Origin of the sequence: Xanthobacter sp. 126, assembly GCF_000526175.1 — a bacterium.
Lineage (GTDB): Bacteria > Pseudomonadota > Alphaproteobacteria > Rhizobiales > Xanthobacteraceae > Xanthobacter > Xanthobacter aminoxidans.
The window spans coordinates 2,535,109-2,556,959 of record NZ_JAFO01000001.1; the positions used below are offsets into that span (position 1 = coordinate 2,535,109).

Consider the following 21,851-nt stretch of genomic DNA (forward strand, 5'->3'; position numbering starts at 1 on the left):
GCAAATTCCTCGGGCTTGCGGCCTGAGGCTCGCCCCGTCCGGCGCGCAGCACTGCGTGCCGGGGGCTGGATGATCCCGCGAGGCCGGCCCGTCAGGGGTGGCCTCCCGGTTCTTCGCCGGGGGCTCGTATCGCGTCGCGCCCCGGCGCCCCCATCTGTGACGCCCCGGTCGCGCCCGATCCCTGACCGCGCATCAATGCGCCGCACGCGGGATATGCGCACCTGACCTTGCGCTCGTCAGCATTGCTCCCGACATAGAAGCCGACCGAACGTCCATACGGCCGCATGCGCTTGGTGTCCTCCTTGCGCACTGCGGTACTGGCGCGGACGCATCGATTTTTCTATGATTGCCAGCCGTCAGGGGCTGCGCCGAGGCTCCGGCTTGCCGCCGGGGATCGCGACAGGGCGCGAGGATCATGAAGCACGATTTCCATCCGTCTCTTCCGGCTGGCGCCCATTCGGCCCGCGTGATGCCCGCGCGCGTGCTGCCGCGTGCCATGGCGGGCGAGCCGCCGCGCAAGGGCGACGGACCGGGTACGGCCGTCATCACCCGCACCAAGCCCCAGACCAAGCGGCCGAGCCTTTATCGCGTGCTGCTGCTCAACGACGACTACACGCCCATGGAGTTCGTGGTGCACGTGCTCGAGCGGTTCTTCAGCAAGAACCGGGACGAGGCGAACCGCATCATGCTCCACGTCCATCACCACGGCGTCGGCGAATGCGGCGTTTTCACCTACGAGGTCGCCGAGACCAAGGTGACTCAGGTGATGGATTTCGCCCGCAAGCATCAGCACCCGCTTCAGTGCGTGATGGAAAAGAAGTGAGCCGCAACAGGCGGCGTTCAGACTTCCCGCAGAAAAGTGATCGTGCCCCGACCCGGGCGGAAGTTCGGGCCGGCGGGGCGTTGTGCCGTCGTCAAGCGGAATTCGGCGGCGGGCCCGCGCGCTTTCCTTTCGCCGAGGGACTTGCGCACTGCGGCATCCAGTACGAAGTTTGTGTGAATGGTGCACGTGCTCCGGATCTGGGGGAAGATTCCGAAAGTCCGGTGCGACGCGCGAAAGAGGTGTCGATGCCTACATTCTCACGCAGCCTCGAACAGTCGCTCCATCGCGCTCTGGCCCTCGCGAACGAACGCCACCACGAATATGCGACTCTCGAGCACCTGCTTCTCTCGCTCGTCGATGATCAGGATGCGGCCGCCGTCATGCGCGCCTGCAACGTCGACATGGAGAAGCTCCGTCGCAACCTCATCGAATATGTCGACACCGAGCTGGAAAATCTCGTCCAGTCCGGCTCCGACGATTCAAAGCCCACGGCCGGTTTCCAGCGCGTTATCCAGCGCGCGGTGATCCATGTCCAGTCCTCGGGCCGCGAGGAGGTGACGGGCGCCAACGTGCTCGTCGCCATCTTCGCCGAGCGCGAGAGCCATGCCGCCTATTTCCTGCAGGAGCAGGACATGACGCGGTACGACGCGGTCAACTACATCTCCCACGGCATCGCCAAGCGCTCCGGCATGTCCGAGAGCCGCCCCGTGCGCGGCGCCGAGGAGGAGACCGAGACCAAGTCCGGCGACGACAAGCAGAAGAAGGCCGACGCGCTCGACGCCTACTGCATCAACCTCAACAAGAAGGCGCATGAGGGCAAGATCGATCCCCTCATCGGCCGCGACAGCGAGATCACCCGCACCATCCAGGTGCTCTGCCGCCGGCAGAAGAACAACCCGCTGTTCGTGGGCGATCCGGGCGTCGGCAAGACCGCCATCGCCGAGGGTCTCGCCAAGCGCATCAACGATGGCGAGGTGCCGGAGGTGCTGGCCACCGCCACCGTCTTCGCCCTCGACATGGGCGCGCTGCTCGCCGGCACCCGCTATCGCGGCGACTTCGAGGAGCGCCTCAAGCAGGTGGTGAAGGAGATCGAGGCCTATCCCAACGCGATCATGTTCATCGACGAGATCCACACGGTCATCGGTGCCGGTGCGACCTCGGGCGGCGCCATGGACGCGTCCAACCTGCTGAAGCCCGCGCTCGCCTCGGGCTCGCTCCGCTGCATGGGCTCGACCACCTACAAGGAATACCGCCAGTATTTCGAGAAAGACCGCGCCCTCGTCCGCCGCTTCCAGAAGATCGATGTGGCCGAGCCGACCGTGCCGGACGCCATCGAGATCCTGAAGGGGCTGAAGCCCTACTTCGAGGACTACCACAAGCTGCGCTACACCAACGACGCCATCAAGGCGGCGGTGGAGCTGTCGGCCCGCTACATCCACGACCGCAAGCTGCCGGACAAGGCGATCGACGTGATCGACGAGTCGGGTGCGGCCCAGATGCTGCTGCCCGAGGCCAAGCGCAAGAAGACCATCGGCCTCAAGGAGATCGAGGCGACCATCGCCACCATGGCGCGGATTCCGCCCAAGACCGTCTCCAAGGATGATGCCGAGGTGCTGGCCAACCTGCAGACGACCCTGAAGCGGGTGGTCTACGGGCAGAACAAGGCCATCGAGGCGCTCTCCGCTTCCATCAAGCTGGCCCGCGCTGGCCTGCGCGAGCCGGAAAAGCCCATCGGCTGCTACCTGTTCTCCGGCCCCACCGGCGTCGGCAAGACCGAGGTTGCCAAGCAGCTCGCCTCCATCCTGGGCGTGCAGCTCCTGCGCTTCGACATGTCGGAGTATATGGAGCGCCACACCGTGAGCCGCCTCATCGGCGCGCCTCCCGGCTATGTGGGCTTCGACCAGGGCGGACTGCTGACGGATGGCGTGGACCAGAACCCGCACTGCGTGCTGCTGCTGGACGAGATCGAGAAGGCCCATCCGGACCTCTTCAACATCCTCCTGCAGGTGATGGACCACGGGAAGCTGACCGACCACAACGGCAAGCAGATCGATTTCCGCAACGTGATTCTGATCATGACCACGAATGCGGGTGCGGCGGATCTGGCCAAGGCCGCCTACGGCTTCACCCGCAGCAAGCGCGAGGGCGACGATTCGGAGGCCATCAACCGGACCTTCGCGCCGGAGTTCCGCAACCGCCTCGACGCGGTGATCCCGTTCGGCCACTTGCCGCCCGAGGTCATCACCCAGGTGGTGGAGAAGTTCGTGCTCCAGCTGGAGGCCCAGCTCGCCGACCGCAACGTCACCATCGAACTCTCCGACGAGGCGGGCGCGTGGCTGGTGGAGCGCGGCTACGACGAGCAGATGGGGGCGCGGCCCATGGCCCGCGTCATCCAGGAGTTCATCAAGACTCCGCTGGCGGACCTCGTGCTGTTCGGCGCGCTCAAGAATGGCGGCCACGTGCGCGTGGTGGTGGAAGGCGAGGGCAAGGAGTCGAAGCTCGGCTTCGAATTTCCCGAAGGCCCCGTCACCCCCAAGCCGGAAAAGATTGTCCCGGCCCCCGCCAAGCGCCGCAAGCCCGCGGCCAAGTCGAAGGCCAAGCCCACCCCCAAGGGCAAGGGCCCGAAGGGCGGGCCGGCCGGTGGTCCGGGCCGCTCCGGCAGCCCGGTGCCCAAGCTGCCGCTGGTCAAGGCCTGACGGCTTCCCGATCAAAAAAAAGAGGCGGCTCTCGGGCCGCCTCTTTTCGTTTCAGGATCAGGAATTGCGCGGCTATTCCGCCGCCTCGCCGTTCTTGAGGCTGCCGCCGTGCAGCTTCTTCAGCTTGGCCTTCAGCGCGGCCGGCGGCGGCGCGTAGATGAAGCCGAAGGAGACGCAGCCCTCCTTGCCCTCCACCGCATGATGCAGCCGGTGCGCCTGAACGAGGCGCTTGAGATAGCCGTTGCGCGGCACGTAGCGGAACGGCCAGCGCTGGTGCGTGATGCCGTCGTGGACGAAGAAATACAGGAAGCCGTAGACGGTCATCCCCACGCCCACCCACAGCAGGGGGCCGCCATTGCGGTAGAAATAGATGAGCAGGATGGCGATGCCGGCGAACACGACGGCGTAGAGGTCGTTGCGCTCGAACACGCCTTCGCGCGGCTCGTGGTGCGACTTGTGCCAGCCCCAGCCCCAGCCGTGCATCACATATTTATGCGCTGCCCACGCCACGCCTTCCATGGCGGCGACGGTGAGGAGCACGATCGACGTGTTGACGAGGAAGGCGAGCGCGTTCGACATGGTTCTCCATCCGCTGCGGCAGAACGGGATATCCCCGGGCCTGCCGCGGGTCTCGTCCTTATACAGCATCACCCGCCGCGTGGCGCACTGTGCAAGATCAACTGGCAAGATCAACCGTGCGCCCGGGCTCTGACGCGGAGCCGACCATGACCGTCGATCGCAAGAAGACCTTCACTGCGGATGAGGTCGCCGCCCACCTCGCCGCCGAGCTTCCCCATTGGCGCTATGAGGACGGCTGGATCAAGCGCACCTACAAGACCAACAGCTGGAAGGGCACGCTGATGGTCATCAACACCGTCGGCCATCTGGCGGAGGCGGCGTGGCACCATCCCGACCTCACCGCCTCCTACGCATGGGTGGAGGTGCGGCTCCAGTCTCACGACGCCAAGGGCATCACCGTGCGCGATCTCGCCCTCGCGAAGAAGATCGAGGAGGTGGTGCAGTGGCAGCCCGGCGCCGGCGAGGATGCGCCGCTTGAGGGCACGCCGCAGCACGATCTGCGTTTTTCCTACATCAAGTACGACTGATCCCGGCGCGCTCCTTGCTTCATCCGGTGGATGGAGGAGAGCGTGTCGGTAACCGCCCCAGATGCTTCTGGCGTCGAAGCGCCGTTCGACGGAGCAGCCGCCGTTGCGGCGCCGGCACTCGATTTCTCAGGCGCCGTCCTCTTCGATCCCGCGCGGATCATCGAAGGAGAGGTGGGCGAAGGGGAGGGCGCTCCCGCCTCCGCCAGATGTGCCGCCCTCCTGACGGACCATTCCTTCGGCGACGTCGCCCGCTTCTTTGCCGATCGCGCGACGGCGTGGCGTGGGGCGGTCGAGGCCATCCGTCTCCACCACCGCACGGCGGGGCGGCCCAAGCGGCGGGAGATCATTGTTGTCTCCGACGACCCGCGGCTTCCCCCGGTGCTCGCGCAGGATGCGGGCGTGCGGCGCATCCCGGAGGACGAAGCGGCCATCGAGGCCGCCATGGGGGCGAATGTGGCGGCGCTGCTGCTCGCGCCCGCCTCCATCGATGCCGGCCTGCGCTTTCTGCCGGGCTTCCTCCTCGCGGCGGCACGGCAGGCGGCGGATGAGTATGGCGTCGTGCTGATGTTCGACGAGACCGACGCCGGCCTCGGACGCACGGGCATGGCCTTCGCCCACGAATGGCGCGGCGTGGCGCCGGATGTGATGGTGATCGATGGGCTGCCCGGCGAGGCCGAGGATGGGGAGGGGGCTTCGGCATTGGTGCTCAGCGCCCGTCTGGCCCGCAGCCTGCCCGCCAGCCTGCTGCTGTTGGGCGAGGATGCAGCCGCCGGCCTGCTGCCGGTTCTCGCGGCCGCTTTCGTGCCCGGCTTCGAGACGCGGGTGCAGGAGATAGGTTGGAAGCTGGAGGACCGACTGGCCACCCTGCGCTGGCACCGGCCGGATCTGTTCACCGACACCACGGGCACCGGCCTCGTTCAGGGGCTGGTCTGCGCCGGGCCGGCCGCTTCGCTGACCGAGGCTCTGGCCGAACGGGGCCTTTTCGCCCGCCCGCTCGGCAACGTGCTCGCGATGCTGCCGCCGCTGACCGTGACGGAGGCGGAGATTTCGGCGGCGGGCGATATCATCGACGCGGTGGTGGCGGCGATCCCGCCCGCCTGACCGGCCTCAGGCGAGGATGCGCCCCGCCAGCGTATCGCGCACGGCGGCCAGACGCAGCGGATCGAGGGCGCTGGTCCGCCCCTCGGCACAGAGCGCACCGCGGAAGCCGAGATAATGCGGCCGCAGCGCCGCCAGCGGGGTGATATCCGCCACTTTCAGTGAACCCGCGAGGCCGGTGAGCAGCCCTTCCGCTCGGGCAGCCGCGACGAAGCGGGCGAGGGTTTCCACCGGCAGGTGGGCAAGCAGGCCACCGGCCGCCTTGTCCGCCGTGTCCAGCATCACGCCATGGAAGCCGGCGGCGGCGAACAGCGGCACGGCGGCGAGGTCCGGCGCCTGATCGGCGAAGAGGACGGCGATCAGGCGCGTTTCGCGGCCGAGGGGGCGAAGGGCGTCGAGTACGGGCGGGAGGGCGGCGCCATCGCCGAGGGCGAAGCCGATCTTCACCAGCGGCACGCCGGTGGCGGAGGTGCGCTCGGCGGCGGCGCGCAGCACGTCCGGGTCCAGCGGGTGGTCGCCCACCGTGGCGCTGAGGCTGCCCGGTGCGCCGGCGGCGCGCCACAGGGCCACGGCGTCCAGCAGCGCTTCCGGCGCCCACGCGCCCAGCGCGCCTTCGGAGGGGTTCTTGAGGTCCAGGATATCGATCCCCACCGCGAGCGCGGTGCTCATCTCGTCGAGCGTCGCCACCGATGCAAGAAGGCCCGGCCGGGCCGGAACGTGCGCCGTCATGACGCCGCCCGCGCCCGGTGGTCAGCGATGGTCTCGCACAGCCAGTCCCACGCCTCGCGCTCGGCCGGGCCGGCGGTCTTATCGATGGCGATGGAAAGATAGTTCATCTCCCGGTCCACCCGGTCCGTGTCCATCATGTGCAGGCGCGAGACGAGAATGGCCCCTTCCAGCACCGCGGCGACGGCGCGGTTCAGCCCGAGGAAGGGCGCGTGGGTCTCGCGGTGGATGGTGCGGCAGAAGAAGCGGGGGCGGGTTGGGTCGTCCTCCATGCGCACCACCTCCACCTCGTCATGGGCGAGGCAGTCGGCGAGGCGCGCGCCTCTGGCGATGCGGGTGGCGGGAACGGTTGGCCAGGAGCGGTGCCGGCCGGTGATGCAGCCGGCGAAGATGCGGGCATCGTCCGAAAAGTTCACCACGCAGCTCTTCGCCGCCGCCAGATTGTCCAGCGTGCGCGAGGGGCGGAAGGGCTGGAGCAGATAGCCGCCCTCCACCACGGTCGCGCCCATAGGCGCAATGTGCGCCTCCCCGGCGGCCGAGACGGTGGTGACGATGGTCTCCCGGATCACGCGCTTTCGCCTTTCTTCTTCGATGAAAGCGTCGAGCCCGCTTCCTTGAATGTCAACCGATGGGCCTCCTCGGCGCTGCCGCCGGTCTCGCCCGCGACGCCCCATTTCAAGGGCTCGTCCTGCGCATAGCGCTTGCCGAGGTGGTGGGCGATCTCCGCCCGCGCCGTCTCCACGCCGAGATAGAAGGCGTGGGCGCCGTCATCCTCCACCTTGAGATGGGGGAAGAGGGCGAAGGGGTCCGCCGCCACATGGTGGCCGTCGCGGTTGTAGACGTGAATGCCCTGTTCCGTCACCTCGATGCGGAAATTGCGGTCGGCCACCGTGGATGCGAGCCGCTCCACTTCCTCGGGGCTGGTGGACCAGGGGCGCCGGTCGCGCAGGGCCATCAGCCCGCCGCCGAAGCCCTGCGGCAGGGCGCCGGCCTCGCGCGCGGCGTAATATTCCCGCCGCGCCCGGTCGAACTCGCGCACCGCCGTGCGGCAATGGGGGCTCACCTGTACCGCCAGGACGGCATTGAGCCGCAGCTCGGAGATGATGCCCATCAGCAGCGCGTTCATGCCGGTGGTGTCGGCATCCGTCAGCTCGGTGACATTGCCGATGCCCATCAGGATGGGAATGTCCGGCTTCAGCCGCCGCAGCTCCGCATAGCGCACCAGCGAAGCCGTGAAGCCCAGATGGATGGGGTCGAGGATGGGATCGGCGAGGAAGGGCCGCCCCGCCGCCTCGCACGCCTCGATGGCGCGCAGGAGCGAGCCAAGGTCGCCCGCCTGCGCCGGCACCAGCACCGGCACGGCCGGGCCTTCATCGGCAATGGCGAGGTTGGTCTCATTGAGGCTGAGCAGATAGTCCGCCCCGGCGCGGGTGCCGCGACGCAGCTCTTCCGGGTCGAAGCTGTCCACGCTCACCTTGAAGCCCTCGGCCTTGAGGGCGACGATGGCCTCTTCCAGATGCGGAAACGGATTGTCGGGCAAGGCGCCGAGGTCGATCACGTCTGCGCCCTCGCCCCTCAGGAAGCGGGCACGGTCCAGCAATTGCGGGATGGTGAGGCGGGTGGCGTCCACGATCTCGGCGAACAGCGTCACGTCGTGGCGGTCAAGGGGCACGTTGCGGCCCTTGCCGCGGCCGAAATAGGTGGGCAGGTCCGCCGCCTCCTCCGGCCCGCGCTCGAACGGCAGGCCGAAGCGGGCGGCGAGGCGCTCCAAGTCGCCCCGGAAGCGGCCGGGCATCAGCACCTTGTCCGTGCCCTCGGGCAGCTTGAGGCGGCGCTCCACAATCTCCGCCGTCATCAGCGCCGCGACCTTCACGCCGATGTTCACCACCACCGGATCAAGCGTGCCGTCCGCAAGCTCCTCCGCGATGCGGCGGATGCGCGGCTCGGCCAGCGAGCCGGTGACGAGGGCGACGCGCTCGGCCATGGCTCAGGCCGGGACGGGATAGAGGGTGGCAAGCTCGGCCCGGCGACGGGCGACGGCGAGGCGCAGTTCCTCCAGCGTCTCGGCCACCACGGTCGCCTCGAAGGTCTTGAGCTTCGCGGTGTTCTCCAGATCGATGCGGCGCGGATAGACCGGCACCGGGCCTTCCGGCGCCATGGTGATCATCTCCGGCTGGCTGTCGCAGGCAAACACGATGCAGGCCACCCGGCACTTGCCGGCCTGGGCGAAGCAATTGGTGACGAGCGTATCCGAGATACCGTGCACCGCCTTCGCCACCGTGTTGGAGGAGGCGGGGGAGACGACGAGGGTATGATACTCGCCGTGATAGAATCGCCCGACGGAGGCGGAGGACGCCGAATTGTCGCGGAACACCTGCGTCTGGGCCGGCAGGGGTTCCTTGTCCTGCTTGTACATGCGCAGCACTTCGTCCGCCGCGTCGGAGATGAACAGGTCCACGTCCTGAAGCTCGCGGATGATCTCGATGCTCTCGGTGAAATAGTGCCCCGAGCCGGTGAGGGCCCAGGCCCAGCGGGGCGGCTTCTTGCTGGAACGGGTCTCGCTCATGATTGGCGTGGGCCTTTTCTTGTTTCCTCGATGCTCTGCGGCGCAAGCGGTTCGAGCGCCTGTTCCAGCAGCGCCCCGTCGTCGGCGGGGACGAGGACAATATCGCCAGAATATCCCCGTGCCATGGTCGCAAAAGCCGCATCCACCAGACCGGCCGCGGTCCAGGCCGCAATATCGCCCGCGCGGTCGCCGGTCTGAGGGATCGTCACGCCCGGCGCCTTCACCAGCACCAGCCGTGGGGCCGGAAGCCGCGCGGCGAGCCACAGGGCGAGGCTGTCGGATGTCACGTCCCAGCCCTGGGGGATGTCCGGCGCGTCGAGGGTCATGGTGGCGGGAAGCCACAGGGCAGTGCCGGTGGCGGCGGCGGACATCAGCTCGGCCGGCGTCCGCGCGGGGCGCAGGCCCGGGGCCAGGTCGAGGAACGCGTGGGCCATCTGCTCCATGGCGAGGATCGCCATGCGGTGGGCTGCCCCATCGGAAAGCCCCATCTGCGGCTGAATCAAGCGAACCTGATCGGCCAATGCTCCGCCCCCCGGCACGAGCACCAGCCCCTTCCGGTCCGAGAGGCGTTCGAGCAGAAGCCGGGGCGGCGCGCCCCGCGTCAGGCTTCCACCAATTTTGACAACAAGGGTCACGCTAAAGCCGTCGTTCCGGGTGGTCTCAAGGTCGCATCGAAGGCCGGGTTGGAAACATGCTAAGGAACCCGACCCCTCCGCCGGGGGTATATGTCGTGTCCTAGGTGGAGGCGTCTGCCCGGTAAAGCATCCAAGCTGGCTTCCGCGAAACTGCAGGTGCGAACACCACCGCCATGCACAGCCGGGGCCCGGCCGACAGAGAGGATATAGCTCAATGCGTCTTGTTCTGGCTTCTGCCCTTGTCCTCGCCGCCGCCACCGGTTCGGCCTATGCCGACCCCGACGTCGCCAAGGGCGAGACCGTATTCAAGAAGTGCATGGCCTGCCATGCCATCGGCCCCGACGCCAAGGTGAAGGTCGGCCCGCCGCTGAACGGCATCGTCGGCGCCAAGTGGGCGCACTTCGAGGGCTATGCCTATTCCCAGGACATCAAGGACGGCGCCGCCGCCGGCAAGGTGTGGGACGAGGCGACCCTCAACGACTACATCGAGAATCCCAAGCACCTCGTGCCGAAGGGCAAGATGGCCTTCGCGGGCGTCAAGAACGAGGACGAGCGCAAGGACCTCATCGCCTTCCTCGCCCAGTTCAAGCCCGACGGCTCCAAGTAAGCTCTGACAGGGAGGCGTCGACATCGAGCCTTGAGGGGCTCCGGGCGACGCCGTGCCGCGTCTGACACGGTATCTGCGTCCCTCGCATCCTCCATTCGGGGGATGCAACCAAAGGCTGCTCTTGTGGATAATACCTGAGCGCCGGTCAGGGCGTTGTCTCCCGAGGGGCGTTCGGGGGGTGAGACAGGCGGGGCCCTTCGGGTCTCCGCCTGTTCTCGTTTCCGGGGGTCGGAAACCGCAAGCTTGCAACGCGCGCCGATGCGTGGTGTCCCTCCGGCGAGAGGAGCCGCCATGCCCGAGCACGATTTCCACGCCCAACGCCTGCACGTCGCCGCCGATCTCGCCGAGGGCGCCGAGATCGTGCTGGAGCGCGAGGCGGCGCATTACGTGGCCAACGTCATCCGCCTTGGGGTCGGCGAGGACATTCTCCTGTTCAACGGCCGGGACGGGGAATGGCGGGCGACGCGGATCGCCGGCGGCAAGCGCGAGGTGCGCTTCGAGGTGCTGCGCGAGACCCGCGCCCAGCCGCCCGCGCCGACGCTGGAATATGCATTCGCGCCGCTGAAGCACGCGCGGCTCGACTACATGGTGCAGAAGGCGGTGGAGATGGGTGCGGGCATCCTGAGCCCGGTCATCACCCGCTACACGCAGGTCTCCCGCGTCAATGTCGAGCGCATGACCGCCAACGCCATCGAGGCCGCCGAACAGTGCGGCATCCTCAGCCTGCCCCATGTGGAGGAGCCGCGCCCGCTCGACGCCTGGCTCGCGTCCCTCGCCGAGGACCGTCTCCTCGTGTTCTGTGACGAGGCCTCCGACGACGAAGACCCCATCGCCGCGCTGAAGCAGGCCCGTCCGGGCCCGGTCAGCGTATTGATCGGTCCGGAGGGAGGATTCAGCCCCGAGGAGCGCACGCGCATCGTCCCGAGAGGCCTCACCCTCAGCCTCGGTCCGCGCATCCTTCGCGCCGACACGGCAGCCGTGGCCGCCCTTGCGCTGGTGAATGCGGCGCGCTGGTGAGGCGGTTTAAACGCCCATAGGGGGCTTTTGTTCCATCGTGGGGCACAAAATAGTTCTTGCGATTCGTTCGCGAACTACTTTTGATTTTGTCCATCTCGCGTGCATTGCGGGAAGACATTGAACCTCAACGTGCATTCTCGCGCGTGAATCAGTGCCCAAATTTGGACTGATTTCGCGTCAGTCTTCGCGGAACTTCGCAATAAGGCGGGCGTTACTGGCTCGCCGTGACGCCAGGTTCTGTGGAGGGCTCCGTGTCGAACGATTACAGCTTCGGAATCGAAGAGGAGTTCTTCGTCGTCGATGCCCAGACGAAGGCGGTGCAAAGGCGCATGCCGGCGGGCTTCTTCGACGAGCTGAAGGACCGGCTGGGCGATGCCGTCTCGGTGGAGATGCTCCAGTCGCAGCTGGAGATCGCGACCCGCCCGGCCACTGGCATCGGCAGCGCGCTGGATGAAATCCGCGGACTGCGCCACGCCGTCTCGCAGGTCGCGGGCGAGCACGGCCTCGCCGTCATCGCCTCCGGCACCCACCCCACCGCCACATGGGACGGTGTGCGCGCCACGCGGGCGAACCGCTACGACGGCGTGATGAACGACCTCAAGATGCTGGGCGAGCGCAACATGGTGTGCGGCCTGCACGTGCATGTGGAGCTACCCGATCCGGACGAGCGGGTGGACGTGATGCGCCGCATCGTCCCCTATATCCCGCACTTCATCGCGCTCTCCACCTCCTCGCCCTTCTGGGGCGCCAAGCAGACCGGGCTCATGGGCTACCGGCTCGCCGCCTATGACGAGCTCCCGCGCACCGGCCTGCCGGAGATGTTCGAGAACAGCGCCGCCTATGACCGCTATGTGGAAGCCATGGTCGCGGCGCGGGCCATCACCGATTCGAGTTATGTGTGGTGGGCCATCCGCCCCTCGCGCCAGTTGCCGACGCTGGAACTGCGCGCGCCGGACAGCTGCACCCGCTCGACGGACACGGTGGCCATCGCCGCCCTCTACCGCTCGTTGGTGCGGTTCCTCGTGCGCAATCCCCACCACAACCGCGATGTGGGGCCGGTGGACCGGGCCATTGCCGATGAGAACAAATGGCGCGCCCAGCGCTACGGCGTCCACGGCTCGTTCGTGGACCTCGCCCAACGCCGCGCCGTGGCGGTGCGGGACGCGGTGGATGGGCTCGTCAACCTCGTGGCCTCGGACGCGGAAGCGCTGGGCTGCCTCGATGCCCTCATGCGCGTGCGGACCATTGCTGAGGAGGGCACCAGCGCCGACGTGCAGCTCGCTGTCTTCCAGGAGGCCCAGCACCGCACCGGCAACCGCACCGAAGCCCTTGGCGCGGTCAAGAGCTGGCTGGCCACGACCACGATGCAATGAGACCGCCGTGGAAGGTCGCCTTCGCCGTCGTTTCTTGATCGAGGCCGGTACCCGCTGGCCGCAAATGTGCTCTAGGCTCCCGGCGGCTCGAACAGCGCCGGAGGCCGCCCGTGGAGATCGCCGGACAGGGTTCGCAGGACAAGGCCTCCGCCATCGGGAGCGCACCTGTCGATGCGGGGACGGCGGCCTTCTGGACAGAGGCGCCGAACGCCCTCTGCCTGCGCCTCACCTGCGGCACCACCGGACTGTCCTCCGCCGAGGCGGCCGAGCGGCTTGATCGCTTCGGCCCCAACCTCGACAAGCCGCCGAGCCGGAGCGGACCGATCCGCGCCCTGCTGCGCCGCCTGCTGGAACCGCTGATCCTCATGCTGCTCGTGGCCGCCGGCGTCTCCGCCGCGACGGGAGATGCGGCGAGCGCGGCCATCATCATCCTCGTCATCGTCGCGTCCATCGGTCTCGACACAGTGCAGGAGGCGCGGGCCTCCAAGGCCGCGGCGGCCCTGCGCGAGCAGGTCGCGCTGACGGCCGAGGTGTGCCGCGATGGCGTTTTCTGCACGCTCCCCACGGACCGGATCGTGCCCGGCGACGTGTTCCGCGTGCGCACAGGCGACATCATCCCGGCGGATGCGGTGATCCTCTCCTCCGATGGCTTCGCCGCGAACGAGGCGGCGCTCACGGGCGAGCCCTATGCGGTGGAGAAGCGTCCCGGCGCCGTCTCCTCCACGGTGGCGGCGGAGGCGACGAACGCGCTGTTCCGCGGCGCGGTGGCGCAGAGCGGCGAGGCGGTGGCGCTCGCGGTCGCCACCGGCCGCTCGACCCTGTTCGGCGCCGCTGCTGCCCTGCTCGCCGAAGAGTCCGCATTGTCGCCCTTCCAGCGCGACCTGCGGGCCCTCGGCTTCGTCATCGCCCGCGCCGCTGGCGTCTTGTCGGTGGCGGTGCTGGCGGTGAACCTCGTGCTGGGGCGGCCGCTGCTGGAATCGCTCATGTTCGCGGTGGCGCTCGCGGTGGGCCTCACGCCCGAGCTGCTGCCCATGATCACCACCGTCACCCTCTCGCGCGGAGCGGTGCGCATGGCGCAACGCAAGGTGATCGTGAAGCGCCTCACCGCCATCCACGACCTCGGCGCCATGACGGTGCTCTGCACGGACAAGACCGGTACGCTCACCTCCGCCGAGATCGTCCTCGCCGGCAGCGAGGACGCAAGCGGGCAGGCGACGCATCGGCCAGCCGAACTCGCAGCGCTGTGCGCGGAGCTGGCCGGCGACCGCAGCTGGATGGACACGGCCCTTGCCGCCGCCGCGCCGGATGCGGCGGACGGCTGGTCGGCACCCTCCCGCCTCGGCTTCGGCTATGAGCGCCGACGTGGTTCCGTGCTGGCGGAGCGGGCAGGGGATGGCGCCGGCGAGCGCCTCCTCGTCTGCAAGGGCGCGCCGGAAGCGGTGATGGACGTATGCACCAGCCGCCGGGTTGGAGACGCAATCGTCGAACTGGGTGCTGAGGCCCGTGCCGCCATCGCGACCCAGCTGAAGCGGCACGCGGAGCAGGGCCTGCGCGCGATCGCCATCGCCACGCGCGCCGGCACCCCGGACGGCATGGCCCGCACCGGCAGCCTGGAGCCGGAGGACGAATCCGGCCTCGTTCTGGAAGGCTTCTGCCTGTTCGAGGACCCGCCCAAGCCCACCGCCGCCCATGCGCTGGCCCGGCTGACGGGGGCGGGGGTCAGGGTAAAAGTGCTGTCGGGGGATGACCCCACGGTGGTCGCCCGCGTCGCCGGGGAACTCGGCATCGATGCCGCGGACATGCTCTCCGGCGCCGAAGTGGCGCACCTGTCCGACGACGCCCTGCGGGTGCGCGTGCGCAGCGTGAACGTCTTCGGCCGCATGACGCCGAACCAGAAGGTGCGGGTGGTGCGGGCCTTGATGGCCGATGGCGAGACCGTCGGCTTCCTGGGCGACGGAGTGAACGATGCGCCCGGCCTGAAGCTCGCCGATGTCGGCCTGTCGGTGGATGGGGCGACGGGCGTGGCCCGCGCCGCCGCCGACATGATCCTCCTCGCGCCCGACCTCGACGTGGTGGCCGACGGCGTGGAGGAGGGGCGGCGGACCTTCGCCAACATCCTGAAATATGTGCGGATGGGCGCCAGCTCTAACTTCGGCAACATGCTGTCCATGGCGGCGGCCAGCCTCTTCCTGCCGTTCCTACCGCTGCTCGCCACGCAGATCCTGCTCAACAACCTGCTCTACGACCTCTCCGAGGTCGGCATTCCCTTCGATGCCGTGGATGAGGCGGACCTCGCCACGCCGCAGCAGTGGGACATGAAGGGGCTCGTGCGGTTCGCGGCGGTGATGGGGCCGCTCTCCTCGCTGTTCGATTTCCTCACCTTCGCCGTGCTGCTGCTAGTGCTCGGCGCCGGTGTGGAGGCGTTCCGCACGGCGTGGTTCCTGGAATCCATCGCTACGCAGGTGCTGGTGGTCTTCCTCATCCGCACCCGCCTGCCGCTCGGCGAGACGCCGCCGGACCGGACGCTGATCATCTCCGCACTGGGCGCCCTGGCCGTCGCCTTCGTGGTGCCTCTAACCGGGATTGGCAGCTGGTTCGGCTTCGTGCCGCTTCCGGCAACCACCCTCGCGGCCGTCGCCGGCATCACCCTCGTCTATCTCGCCTGCGCGCAGAGGGTGAAGCGCTATGCGGTCGGCGTGGCGCCGACCCATGGACGGGCCGGCGGTGTCGGATAGGATGGATGACCCGGAGACAGGCGATGTCCATGGATTCCATTCCGCCCACCCAGAACTTCATCGTCTTCGACGGCACATGTGTCTTCTGCTCGGGTTTCGCGCGCTTTATCGCCCGCCATGATCGCAAGCGCCGCTTCCTGTTCGTCACAGCCCAGTCGGCACCCGGGCGGGCACTCTATGCGCAGCACGGCCTCGATGCGGACCTGATGGAGACCAACATCGTCATCGTCTCCGGCCGCCCGTATGTGCGTCTGCAAGCATTCGCGGCAGCGATGGGGGCGCTCGGCTGGCCATGGGCCGTATTGGCTCCGCTCGGGTGGATTCCCAAAGTGATCGCCGACCCCTTGTATGATTTCGTCGCCCGCAACCGCTATCGCTTCGGCAGGCAGGCCTGCCCGGCCCCTTCGGCGGAGCTGAAGGCGCGTCTCATTGCGTGAGACCGTCCTCGTCCTCGGCGGCTACGGCGTCTTCGGCTCTCGTATCTGCATGGCGCTTGCGCGGGACGAGCGGGTTGACCTCGTCGTTGCCGGACGGGACAGGAACGCCGCATCCGCTTTCTGCGCCATCTACGGTGGCCGGCCCGAGGTCATCGATCGGGAGGATCCGGCGCTGGCGGATCGCGTTGCGCTCCTGTCGCCCTTTCTCGTCATCGACGCCGCAGGTCCGTTCCAGTCCTACGGTGCGCGGCCCTACCGGGTTGCCGAGGCGGCGATCGCGGCCGGGGCGCACTATCTCGATCTGTCCGACGACCCGGCCTTCACGATCGGCATCGCCGTGCTGGACGCCGCCGCGCGTCAGGCCGGCCTGGGCATTCTCTCCGGCGTTTCGAGCGTCCCGGCGCTGTCCTCTGCCGCCGTGGCTGAGCTCGCGTCGGACATGGCCGATATCCATCTGATCGACACGGTCATCGTGCCGGGCAACCGCGCTCCGCGCGGCCTCTCCGTGGTACGCGCCATCGTCGGACAGGCAGGCCGACCGACGCGCATGTGGCGGGGCGGCCGGCCCGAGCAGGTGCCGGGATGGAGCGGCCTATCGCGCGTGTCGTTGCGTGTGCCGGGCAAAAGCCCGGTTGCCGGACGCTGGGCGAGCTTCAACGCGGCACCCGATCCCGCGCTTCTGCCAAGCTATTTCAAGGCGCGGTCGGTTCTATTCCGCGCGGGCCTTGAGCTAAAAATCATGCACGGGGGACTGCTGCTCCTGTCCCTGCCCGTGCGCTGGGGATGGGTGCGGACCCTCGCGACCCTTGCGCCTGCGCTGAAATGGGTGGCGGAGCGGCTGGAGCCGTTCGGCTCGGACACGGGCGGCATGCGCGTGCGCGTGGCCGGCCTCACGTGCGAGGGGGGCATGGAGTTGCGTGACTGGGTTCTTGTCGCTGGCGCCGGCGATGGCCCCCACGTGCCCGCTATCCCAGCCCGGGTCATGCTCGGCAGACTGCGGGCAGGCGCGGTCTCCGCCGGTGCGCGGCCTTGTGTGGCGGCATTCGCGCTCGGCGAGGCGGAGCAGGCCATGGCGAATTTTAATATTGCCACGGATCGCACGACCAAGGGCTTTCCGCTCGTATTCGCCGAAGTGCTTGGGCCGGCGTTCGGACTGCTCCCACCCGCCGTGCGCGATCTGCACACGGTCATGGATGTGCGGCGGTGGCGGGGGGAGGCGGATATCGAGACCGGCCACGGCCGCATGGCGCGGCTGATCCGGGTGCTAGTGGGATTTCCAACAGGAGGAAAACGTGTCCCTGTAACGGTCCGGATGGAGCGGCACGAGGGGAGCGAGGTATGGGAGCGCCGCTTCGGCGGCCGTACGCTCCGCTCGCGGCTCTCTCCGGGCAGTGGCGGAGTGATGCGGGAAAGGTTCGGGCCGCTCAGCTTCGACATCGCGCTCAGGGTAGAGGCTGGTCGGCTCACATATCCCGTCGTCGCCGGCCGCTGCTGCGGCCTTCCACTGCCGCGCATGCTTCTGCCGATGAGCCGGACGGCCGAGAGCGTCGATGCCGAGGGCCGCGCGGTGTTCGATGTGGAGGTGTCCCTCCCGGGGCTTGGCCGGGTCGTCCACTACCGGGGATGGCTGGTGCCCGACGATGCGATGGCGTGAAGCGGCGGGACCAATGCCCCGCCGCCATCTCCGTTCAGAGCTTGAACGGAACCACGGTCTGCAGCTGCTCGCCGAGGCCCTCGATGCCGACGCGCATCACGTCGCCGGCCTTCAGGAAGCGTGGCGGCTTGAAGCCGAGGCCGACGCCGGGCGGGGTGCCGGTGGTGATGACGTCGCCGGCATCCAGCACCATGAACTGGCTGATGTAGTGCACCAGGAACGGGATGCGGAAGATCATGGTCTTCATGGAGCCGTTCTGGACGCGCTCGCCGTTCACTTCCAGCCACATGGCGAGGGTGGAGGTGTCGGGGATTTCGTCGGTGGTGACGAGCCAGGGGCCGAGCGGGCCGAAGGTCTCGCAGCCCTTGCCCTTCATCCACTGGCCGGAGCGCTCGATCTGGAAATGGCGCTCGGAGACGTCATTGCAGATGCAGTAGCCGGCCACGTAGTCGAGGGCGTCCTTCTCCTCGACATAGCGGGCGCGCTTGCCCATGACGAAGGCGAACTCCACCTCCCAGTCGAGCTTCAGCGAGCCCTTGGGGATCATCACGTCGTCGTTGGGGCCGACGATGCAGTTCGGCGCCTTGTTGAAAAGTACCGGTTCCTCGGGAATGGGATTGTTGGTCTCGGCGGCGTGGTCCGCGAAATTCAGGCCCACGGCGACGAAATTGCCCGGACGGGCGACGCAGGCGCCGAGGCGGGCGCCTTCCGGCGCGAGCGGCAGGGACGCGGGGTCGAGGGCGGTGATCTTCTTCAGGCTCTCGGGCGCGAGCGTCTCGCCGTTGAGATCCGCGATGACGCCGGACAGGTCGCGGACCTTGCCGTCTGAATCGATTAGACCCGGCTTCTCTCGTCCAAAATCGCCGAAGCGGACCAGCTTCATCGGGGGAGCTCCTGATGGAATTGTATGGCGTTGTTCTGGTGTGGGCGGTGCAGGATCAGCCCCGTCCAAGGCGGGGGCACGCTGGCGCGGTCTTCGGCCAAGGTCAATGGTGGAACGGATAATTTTCGCCGGCAGGCGCTGCGTCGGCGCCCCCGAGGCGACGCATGCCGCATGCGACGAAAGGAGCGGGGCGAATATGCCGCGCCCCGGGATGCGCCCCTCGACGGTCAGCGCTGGTCGCGCGCGCCCGCCGGCAGAGATGAGATGTTGCGATTTGACAGGTCGCCCGACCGGGCACGGGAGGGAATGACTTGGACGATTCGACCCTCGACTGTTAGCCGCCTTCCCGAGGCAGCAATGATCTGCATCTAATCTGTGCAAGTCGCAGGATTGGGCAGGTGGCCTTCCTTTTCGCGGGCGGACGTCATAAAAGGGATACACGACTCCGGCTAAGTCCGAAGCGTCGAAAGCAAGTGCGCCGGCCCCTCGGGAAGGTCAATGGGCCAGCCTGCCGGCGAACTTGAGCGGGGCGCCTTACCGGTGCCACGATGGCGCCTTAGCCGGGGCTGGCTGTTACGGTCGCACCGGTGGGCCGCGGAAGGTGGAGGTATTCGGGCGTGAGCGACAGTCCTGAAACGCGCCGCTATCGCGCCCTCTTCATCTCGGACGTGCATCTCGGCACCAAGGGCTGCCAGGCCGAACTGCTCCTCGATTTCCTCAAGTACAATGAAGCCGATACCGTCTATCTCGTCGGCGACATCGTCGATGGCTGGCGGCTGAAGGCGAACTGGTACTGGCCGCAGAAGCACAACGACGTGGTGCAGAAGCTGCTGCGCAAGGGCCGCAAGGGCGCGCGCATGCTCTACCTGCCGGGCAACCACGATGAGTTCCTGCGTGATTATTACGGCACTCACTTCGGCGGGATCGAGGTGGTGGAGACCGCTATCCATGAGGCGGCCGACGGCAAGCGCTACCTGGTGATCCACGGCGACGTGTTCGATCTGGTCGTGCGCCACGCCAAGTGGCTCGCCTTCCTGGGCGACTGGGCCTACACCGCCGCCCTCGGCATCAATACCTACCTCAACAAGATCCGCCGCCGCCTCGGGCTCACCTACTGGTCGCTGAGCCAGTGGGCCAAGCTCAAGGTGAAGAACGCGGTCAACTATATCGGCAAGTTCGAGGAGGCGGTGGCCGAGGAGGCCAAGCGCCATCAGGTCGACGGTGTGATCTGCGGCCACATCCATCACGCCACCATCCACGACCAGTTCGGCGTCCGCTACGTCAATTGCGGCGACTGGGTGGAGAGCTGCACCGCCGTTGCCGAGCATGAGGACGGCCGCCTCGAGATCATTTCCTGGACGCGCAAGCTGGAGAAGAATGCGCCGGCCCAGGAGGGCGAGGTCGTCGAGGGGGCGCGCGCGGCGGCCTGATGCGGGTTCTCGTGGCCACCGATGCGTGGCATCCCCAGATCAATGGCGTGGTGCGATCCTTGGAGCATACCGCCCGCGAGGCCGAGAACCTCGGGGCGGACATGCAGTTCCTGACCCCGCAGGGCTTCCGCACCGTCCCCCTGCCCACCTACAACGAGATCAGGCTCGCCCTCGCCACGCCCCGCATGATCATGCGGCGCATCGAGGCGCTGCAGCCGGACTTCGTGCATATCGCCACCGAGGGGCCCATCGGCATCCTGGTGCGCCGGGCCTGCATCGCCTCGCGCCGCACCTTCACCACCTCCTACCACACGAAATTCCCGGAATACCTCGCCGCCCGCGCGCCGGTGCCGGAGCGGCTGACCTATGCGTGGCTGCGCTCCTTCCATAATGCCGGCGGCGGCGTCATGGTCTCCACCGCCACGCTGGAGCGGGATCTTGAGGCGCGCGGCTTCAAGCGGCTGATGCGCTGGTCGCGCGGTGTGGATGCGGACCTGTTCCGTCCGCGCCCCGAGGCGACGCTGAACCTGCCGCGCCCGGTCTATCTCTTCGTCGGCCGCGTGGCGGTTGAGAAGAACATCGAGGCGTTCCTCAATCTCGATCTGCCCGGCTCCAAGGTGGTGGTGGGCAACGGCCCGGCCCTAGCGAGCCTGAAGGAGCGCTTCCCCGCCGTGCACTTCCTCGGCTCGAAGGAAGGCGAGGACCTGGCGCAGGTCTATTCCGCCTGCGACGTCTTCTGCTTCCCGAGCCGCACCGACACCTTCGGCATCGTGCTTCTGGAGGCGCTGGCGAGCGGCCTTCCCGTCGCCGCCTATCCCGTCACCGGCCCGACCGACGTGCTGGCCGATGCGACGGAACTGGTGGGTATCCTCGACGAGGATCTGCGCACCGCCTGCCTGAAGGCGCTGGAGCTGTCGCCCGCTGCTGCCCGCCGATTCGCGCTGCGCTATACGTGGCGGGAAAGTGCCCGGCAGTTCCTCGACAACGTGCTGATCGCGCATGACATCGGGCCCATCGCGCGGCGCTATCGCCTTCGGCGGCGGCGTCGGGTAGCTTCCGGCGCATGAGCGCCTCCCAGATTCCGTCCGCCCCGCTTCCGACCGCCGAAGATGTCGATGCCGCTGCCGCGCGGCTCCTCGGCTTTGCCGTCCGCACGCCGCTGGTGTTCTCGCCGGTGCTGAGCGAGCGCACCGGCGCCGACGTGTTCCTGAAGCCGGAGACGTTGCAGCGCACCGGTTCCTTCAAGTTCCGCGGCGCCTTCAACCGCATGGTTCAGATTCCGGAGGAGGCGCGCGCCGCCGGCGTCGTCGCCTGCTCGTCCGGTAACCATGCCCAGGGCGTTGCCGCCGCGGCGAAGATCCTCGGCATGCCGGCGGTCATCGTCATGCCCCACGACGCGCCTGCGCTGAAGCGCGACCGGACCCGGGCGCTCGGCGCCGAGGTGGTGGGCTACGACCGCCGCACCGAGGACCGCGACGCCATCGCCCGCGCCATTGCAGCGGAGCGCGGCGCCATCATGGTTCCGCCCTATGACGATCCGCACATCATCGCCGGGCAGGGCACGGTGGGCCTTGAGATCGTGCAGGACCTCGCCGCCCTCGGCCGCGTGCCGGATCTCGTGGCGGCCAATGCCTCCGGCGGCGGCCTCGTGGCCGGCATCGCGCTCGCCGTGAAGCGGGTTGCGCCGCAGGCGCGGGTGGTGGTCTGCGAGCCGGCGGGCTTTGACGACCACGCCCGTTCCTTCCGCTCCGGCGTGCGCGAGCGCAATGCCCAGCCCGACGGCTCCTTCTGCGACGCGCTGCTGGCTCCCACCCCCGGCGCCATCACCTTCGAAATCACCCGCCGCATCGTCGGCGAGGCGGCGTCCGTGACCGACGCCGAGGTGGCACTGGCGGTGGAATACGCCTTCCGCGAACTCAAGCTCGTGGTGGAGCCGGGCGGCGCCGTGGCGCTGGCGAGCCTGCTGGAGGGGCGGCTCAACGTCTCTGGCGGCACGGCGGTGATCGTGCTCTCCGGCGGCAATGTGGATGCCGAAACCTTCACCCGCTGCCTCGCCGCCGCCTGA

20 protein-coding genes are annotated in these 21,851 nt (G+C 68.2%); 13 read left to right on the plus strand and 7 right to left on the minus strand.

All coding sequences use genetic code 11. The features are described from left to right. Positions 1 to 496 precede the first annotated feature (496 nt). Positions 497 to 823, plus strand: coding sequence for an ATP-dependent Clp protease adapter ClpS (clpS, locus tag XAN126_RS0112105; protein ID WP_169121436.1), 327 nt, complete (start codon positions 497 to 499; stop codon positions 821 to 823). A 245-nt stretch (positions 824 to 1,068) separates the two neighbouring features. Further along, positions 1,069 to 3,519, plus strand: a complete 2,451-nt coding sequence (clpA, locus tag XAN126_RS0112110) for an ATP-dependent Clp protease ATP-binding subunit ClpA (protein ID WP_024278858.1) — start codon at positions 1,069 to 1,071, stop codon at positions 3,517 to 3,519. A 72-nt stretch (positions 3,520 to 3,591) separates the two neighbouring features. Here clpA and XAN126_RS0112115 read toward each other — a convergent pair whose 3' ends face one another. Further along, complete coding sequence (locus XAN126_RS0112115) at positions 3,592 to 4,098, minus strand: sterol desaturase family protein (RefSeq protein ID WP_024278859.1); 507 nt, start codon at positions 4,096 to 4,098, stop codon at positions 3,592 to 3,594. 146 nt (positions 4,099 to 4,244) lie between these two features. Here XAN126_RS0112115 and XAN126_RS0112120 point away from each other — a divergent pair, with 146 nt between their 5' ends. Then, positions 4,245 to 4,625: a 4a-hydroxytetrahydrobiopterin dehydratase gene (locus XAN126_RS0112120; protein ID WP_024278860.1), complete on the plus strand. Its 381-nt coding sequence runs from the start codon at positions 4,245 to 4,247 to the stop codon at positions 4,623 to 4,625. A gap of 42 nt (positions 4,626 to 4,667) precedes the next feature. Further along, positions 4,668 to 5,726 carry an aminotransferase class III-fold pyridoxal phosphate-dependent enzyme gene (locus XAN126_RS0112125; protein ID WP_197024030.1) on the plus strand — a complete coding sequence of 353 codons (1,059 nt, stop codon included), beginning with the start codon at positions 4,668 to 4,670 and terminating at the stop codon, positions 5,724 to 5,726. 6 nt (positions 5,727 to 5,732) lie between these two features. Here the strand turns inward: XAN126_RS0112125 and XAN126_RS0112130 are convergent, their stop codons facing one another. Genes XAN126_RS0112130 through XAN126_RS26295 form a run of 5 tightly spaced genes read right to left on the minus strand, consistent with a single transcriptional unit; the run spans position 5,733 to position 9,650 of the window. Further along, a complete protein-coding gene (locus tag XAN126_RS0112130; protein WP_024278862.1) occupies positions 5,733 to 6,452 on the minus strand; it encodes a (5-formylfuran-3-yl)methyl phosphate synthase in 720 nt (239 codons plus the stop codon). Next, the gene (locus XAN126_RS0112135) at positions 6,449 to 7,018 is read right to left on the minus strand and encodes a DUF447 domain-containing protein (RefSeq protein WP_024278863.1); all 570 of its coding nucleotides are present in this window, start codon (positions 7,016 to 7,018) and stop codon (positions 6,449 to 6,451) included. The genes XAN126_RS0112130 and XAN126_RS0112135 overlap by 4 nt, the downstream gene beginning before the upstream one ends. After that, positions 7,015 to 8,433: a DUF6513 domain-containing protein gene (locus XAN126_RS0112140; protein ID WP_024278864.1), complete on the minus strand. Its 1,419-nt coding sequence runs from the start codon at positions 8,431 to 8,433 to the stop codon at positions 7,015 to 7,017. Before XAN126_RS0112140 ends, XAN126_RS0112135 begins: the two co-directional genes overlap by 4 nt. 3 nt (positions 8,434 to 8,436) lie before the next feature. After that, positions 8,437 to 9,015: a flavoprotein gene (locus XAN126_RS0112145; protein WP_024278865.1), complete on the minus strand. Its 579-nt coding sequence runs from the start codon at positions 9,013 to 9,015 to the stop codon at positions 8,437 to 8,439. After that, positions 9,012 to 9,650, minus strand: coding sequence for a hypothetical protein (locus tag XAN126_RS26295; protein ID WP_024278866.1), 639 nt, complete (start codon positions 9,648 to 9,650; stop codon positions 9,012 to 9,014). Before XAN126_RS26295 ends, XAN126_RS0112145 begins: the two co-directional genes overlap by 4 nt. 214 nt (positions 9,651 to 9,864) lie before the next feature. Between XAN126_RS26295 and XAN126_RS0112155 the strand changes: the two genes are divergently transcribed. The 6 genes from XAN126_RS0112155 (at position 9,865) to XAN126_RS0112180 (ending at position 17,473) form a co-directional block, all read left to right on the plus strand. After that, positions 9,865 to 10,257, plus strand: a complete 393-nt coding sequence (locus tag XAN126_RS0112155) for a cytochrome c family protein (RefSeq protein WP_024278867.1) — start codon at positions 9,865 to 9,867, stop codon at positions 10,255 to 10,257. A gap of 291 nt (positions 10,258 to 10,548) precedes the next feature. After that, on the plus strand, positions 10,549 to 11,274 hold the full coding sequence (locus tag XAN126_RS0112160; protein ID WP_024278868.1) for a 16S rRNA (uracil(1498)-N(3))-methyltransferase: 726 nt from the start codon (positions 10,549 to 10,551) through the stop codon (positions 11,272 to 11,274). A gap of 251 nt (positions 11,275 to 11,525) precedes the next feature. Then, positions 11,526 to 12,647 (plus strand): carboxylate-amine ligase, encoded by a 1,122-nt coding sequence (locus tag XAN126_RS0112165; protein WP_024278869.1) that lies wholly within the window; start codon positions 11,526 to 11,528, stop codon positions 12,645 to 12,647. 152 nt (positions 12,648 to 12,799) lie between these two features. Then, positions 12,800 to 15,382 carry a magnesium-translocating P-type ATPase gene (mgtA, locus tag XAN126_RS0112170; protein WP_051460853.1) on the plus strand — a complete coding sequence of 861 codons (2,583 nt, stop codon included), beginning with the start codon at positions 12,800 to 12,802 and terminating at the stop codon, positions 15,380 to 15,382. Between the two features lie 29 nt (positions 15,383 to 15,411). Continuing rightward, positions 15,412 to 15,819, plus strand: coding sequence for a DCC1-like thiol-disulfide oxidoreductase family protein (locus XAN126_RS0112175; protein ID WP_038226167.1), 408 nt, complete (start codon positions 15,412 to 15,414; stop codon positions 15,817 to 15,819). Continuing rightward, positions 15,812 to 17,473: an SDR family oxidoreductase gene (locus XAN126_RS0112180; RefSeq protein ID WP_024278872.1), complete on the plus strand. Its 1,662-nt coding sequence runs from the start codon at positions 15,812 to 15,814 to the stop codon at positions 17,471 to 17,473. The genes XAN126_RS0112175 and XAN126_RS0112180 overlap by 8 nt, the downstream gene beginning before the upstream one ends. Before the next feature lie 34 nt (positions 17,474 to 17,507). Here the strand turns inward: XAN126_RS0112180 and XAN126_RS0112185 are convergent, their stop codons facing one another. Further along, on the minus strand, positions 17,508 to 18,356 hold the full coding sequence (locus XAN126_RS0112185) for a fumarylacetoacetate hydrolase family protein (RefSeq protein ID WP_024278873.1): 849 nt from the start codon (positions 18,354 to 18,356) through the stop codon (positions 17,508 to 17,510). 617 nt (positions 18,357 to 18,973) lie between these two features. Between XAN126_RS0112185 and XAN126_RS0112190 the strand changes: the two genes are divergently transcribed. Genes XAN126_RS0112190 through XAN126_RS0112200 form a run of 3 tightly spaced genes read left to right on the plus strand, consistent with a single transcriptional unit; the run spans position 18,974 to position 21,851 of the window. Then, positions 18,974 to 19,786 (plus strand): UDP-2,3-diacylglucosamine diphosphatase, encoded by an 813-nt coding sequence (locus tag XAN126_RS0112190; protein ID WP_024278874.1) that lies wholly within the window; start codon positions 18,974 to 18,976, stop codon positions 19,784 to 19,786. Further along, positions 19,786 to 20,853 (plus strand): glycosyltransferase family 1 protein, encoded by a 1,068-nt coding sequence (locus XAN126_RS0112195; protein ID WP_024278875.1) that lies wholly within the window; start codon positions 19,786 to 19,788, stop codon positions 20,851 to 20,853. The genes XAN126_RS0112190 and XAN126_RS0112195 overlap by 1 nt, the downstream gene beginning before the upstream one ends. Next, complete coding sequence (locus XAN126_RS0112200; RefSeq protein ID WP_029877095.1) at positions 20,850 to 21,851, plus strand: threonine/serine dehydratase; 1,002 nt, start codon at positions 20,850 to 20,852, stop codon at positions 21,849 to 21,851. The genes XAN126_RS0112195 and XAN126_RS0112200 overlap by 4 nt, the downstream gene beginning before the upstream one ends.

Excerpts from the sequence above, each read along its gene's own strand:
- XAN126_RS0112120 (WP_024278860.1), top strand. The coding sequence starts at position 4,245 with ATGACCGTCGATCGCAAGAAGACCTTCACTGCGGATGAGGTCGCCGCC.
- XAN126_RS0112185 (WP_024278873.1), bottom strand. The coding sequence starts at position 18,356 with ATGAAGCTGGTCCGCTTCGGCGATTTTGGACGAGAGAAGCCGGGTCTA.
- XAN126_RS0112145 (WP_024278865.1), bottom strand. The coding sequence starts at position 9,015 with ATGAGCGAGACCCGTTCCAGCAAGAAGCCGCCCCGCTGGGCCTGGGCC.
- XAN126_RS0112200 (WP_029877095.1), top strand. The coding sequence starts at position 20,850 with ATGAGCGCCTCCCAGATTCCGTCCGCCCCGCTTCCGACCGCCGAAGAT.
- clpA (WP_024278858.1), top strand. The coding sequence starts at position 1,069 with ATGCCTACATTCTCACGCAGCCTCGAACAGTCGCTCCATCGCGCTCTG.
- XAN126_RS0112195 (WP_024278875.1), top strand. The coding sequence starts at position 19,786 with ATGCGGGTTCTCGTGGCCACCGATGCGTGGCATCCCCAGATCAATGGC.
- XAN126_RS0112130 (WP_024278862.1), bottom strand. The coding sequence starts at position 6,452 with ATGACGGCGCACGTTCCGGCCCGGCCGGGCCTTCTTGCATCGGTGGCG.
- XAN126_RS0112175 (WP_038226167.1), top strand. The coding sequence starts at position 15,412 with ATGGATTCCATTCCGCCCACCCAGAACTTCATCGTCTTCGACGGCACA.
- XAN126_RS0112160 (WP_024278868.1), top strand. The coding sequence starts at position 10,549 with ATGCCCGAGCACGATTTCCACGCCCAACGCCTGCACGTCGCCGCCGAT.
- XAN126_RS0112115 (WP_024278859.1), bottom strand. The coding sequence starts at position 4,098 with ATGTCGAACGCGCTCGCCTTCCTCGTCAACACGTCGATCGTGCTCCTC.
- XAN126_RS0112140 (WP_024278864.1), bottom strand. The coding sequence starts at position 8,433 with ATGGCCGAGCGCGTCGCCCTCGTCACCGGCTCGCTGGCCGAGCCGCGC.
- clpS (WP_169121436.1), top strand. The coding sequence starts at position 497 with ATGGCGGGCGAGCCGCCGCGCAAGGGCGACGGACCGGGTACGGCCGTC.
- XAN126_RS0112155 (WP_024278867.1), top strand. The coding sequence starts at position 9,865 with ATGCGTCTTGTTCTGGCTTCTGCCCTTGTCCTCGCCGCCGCCACCGGT.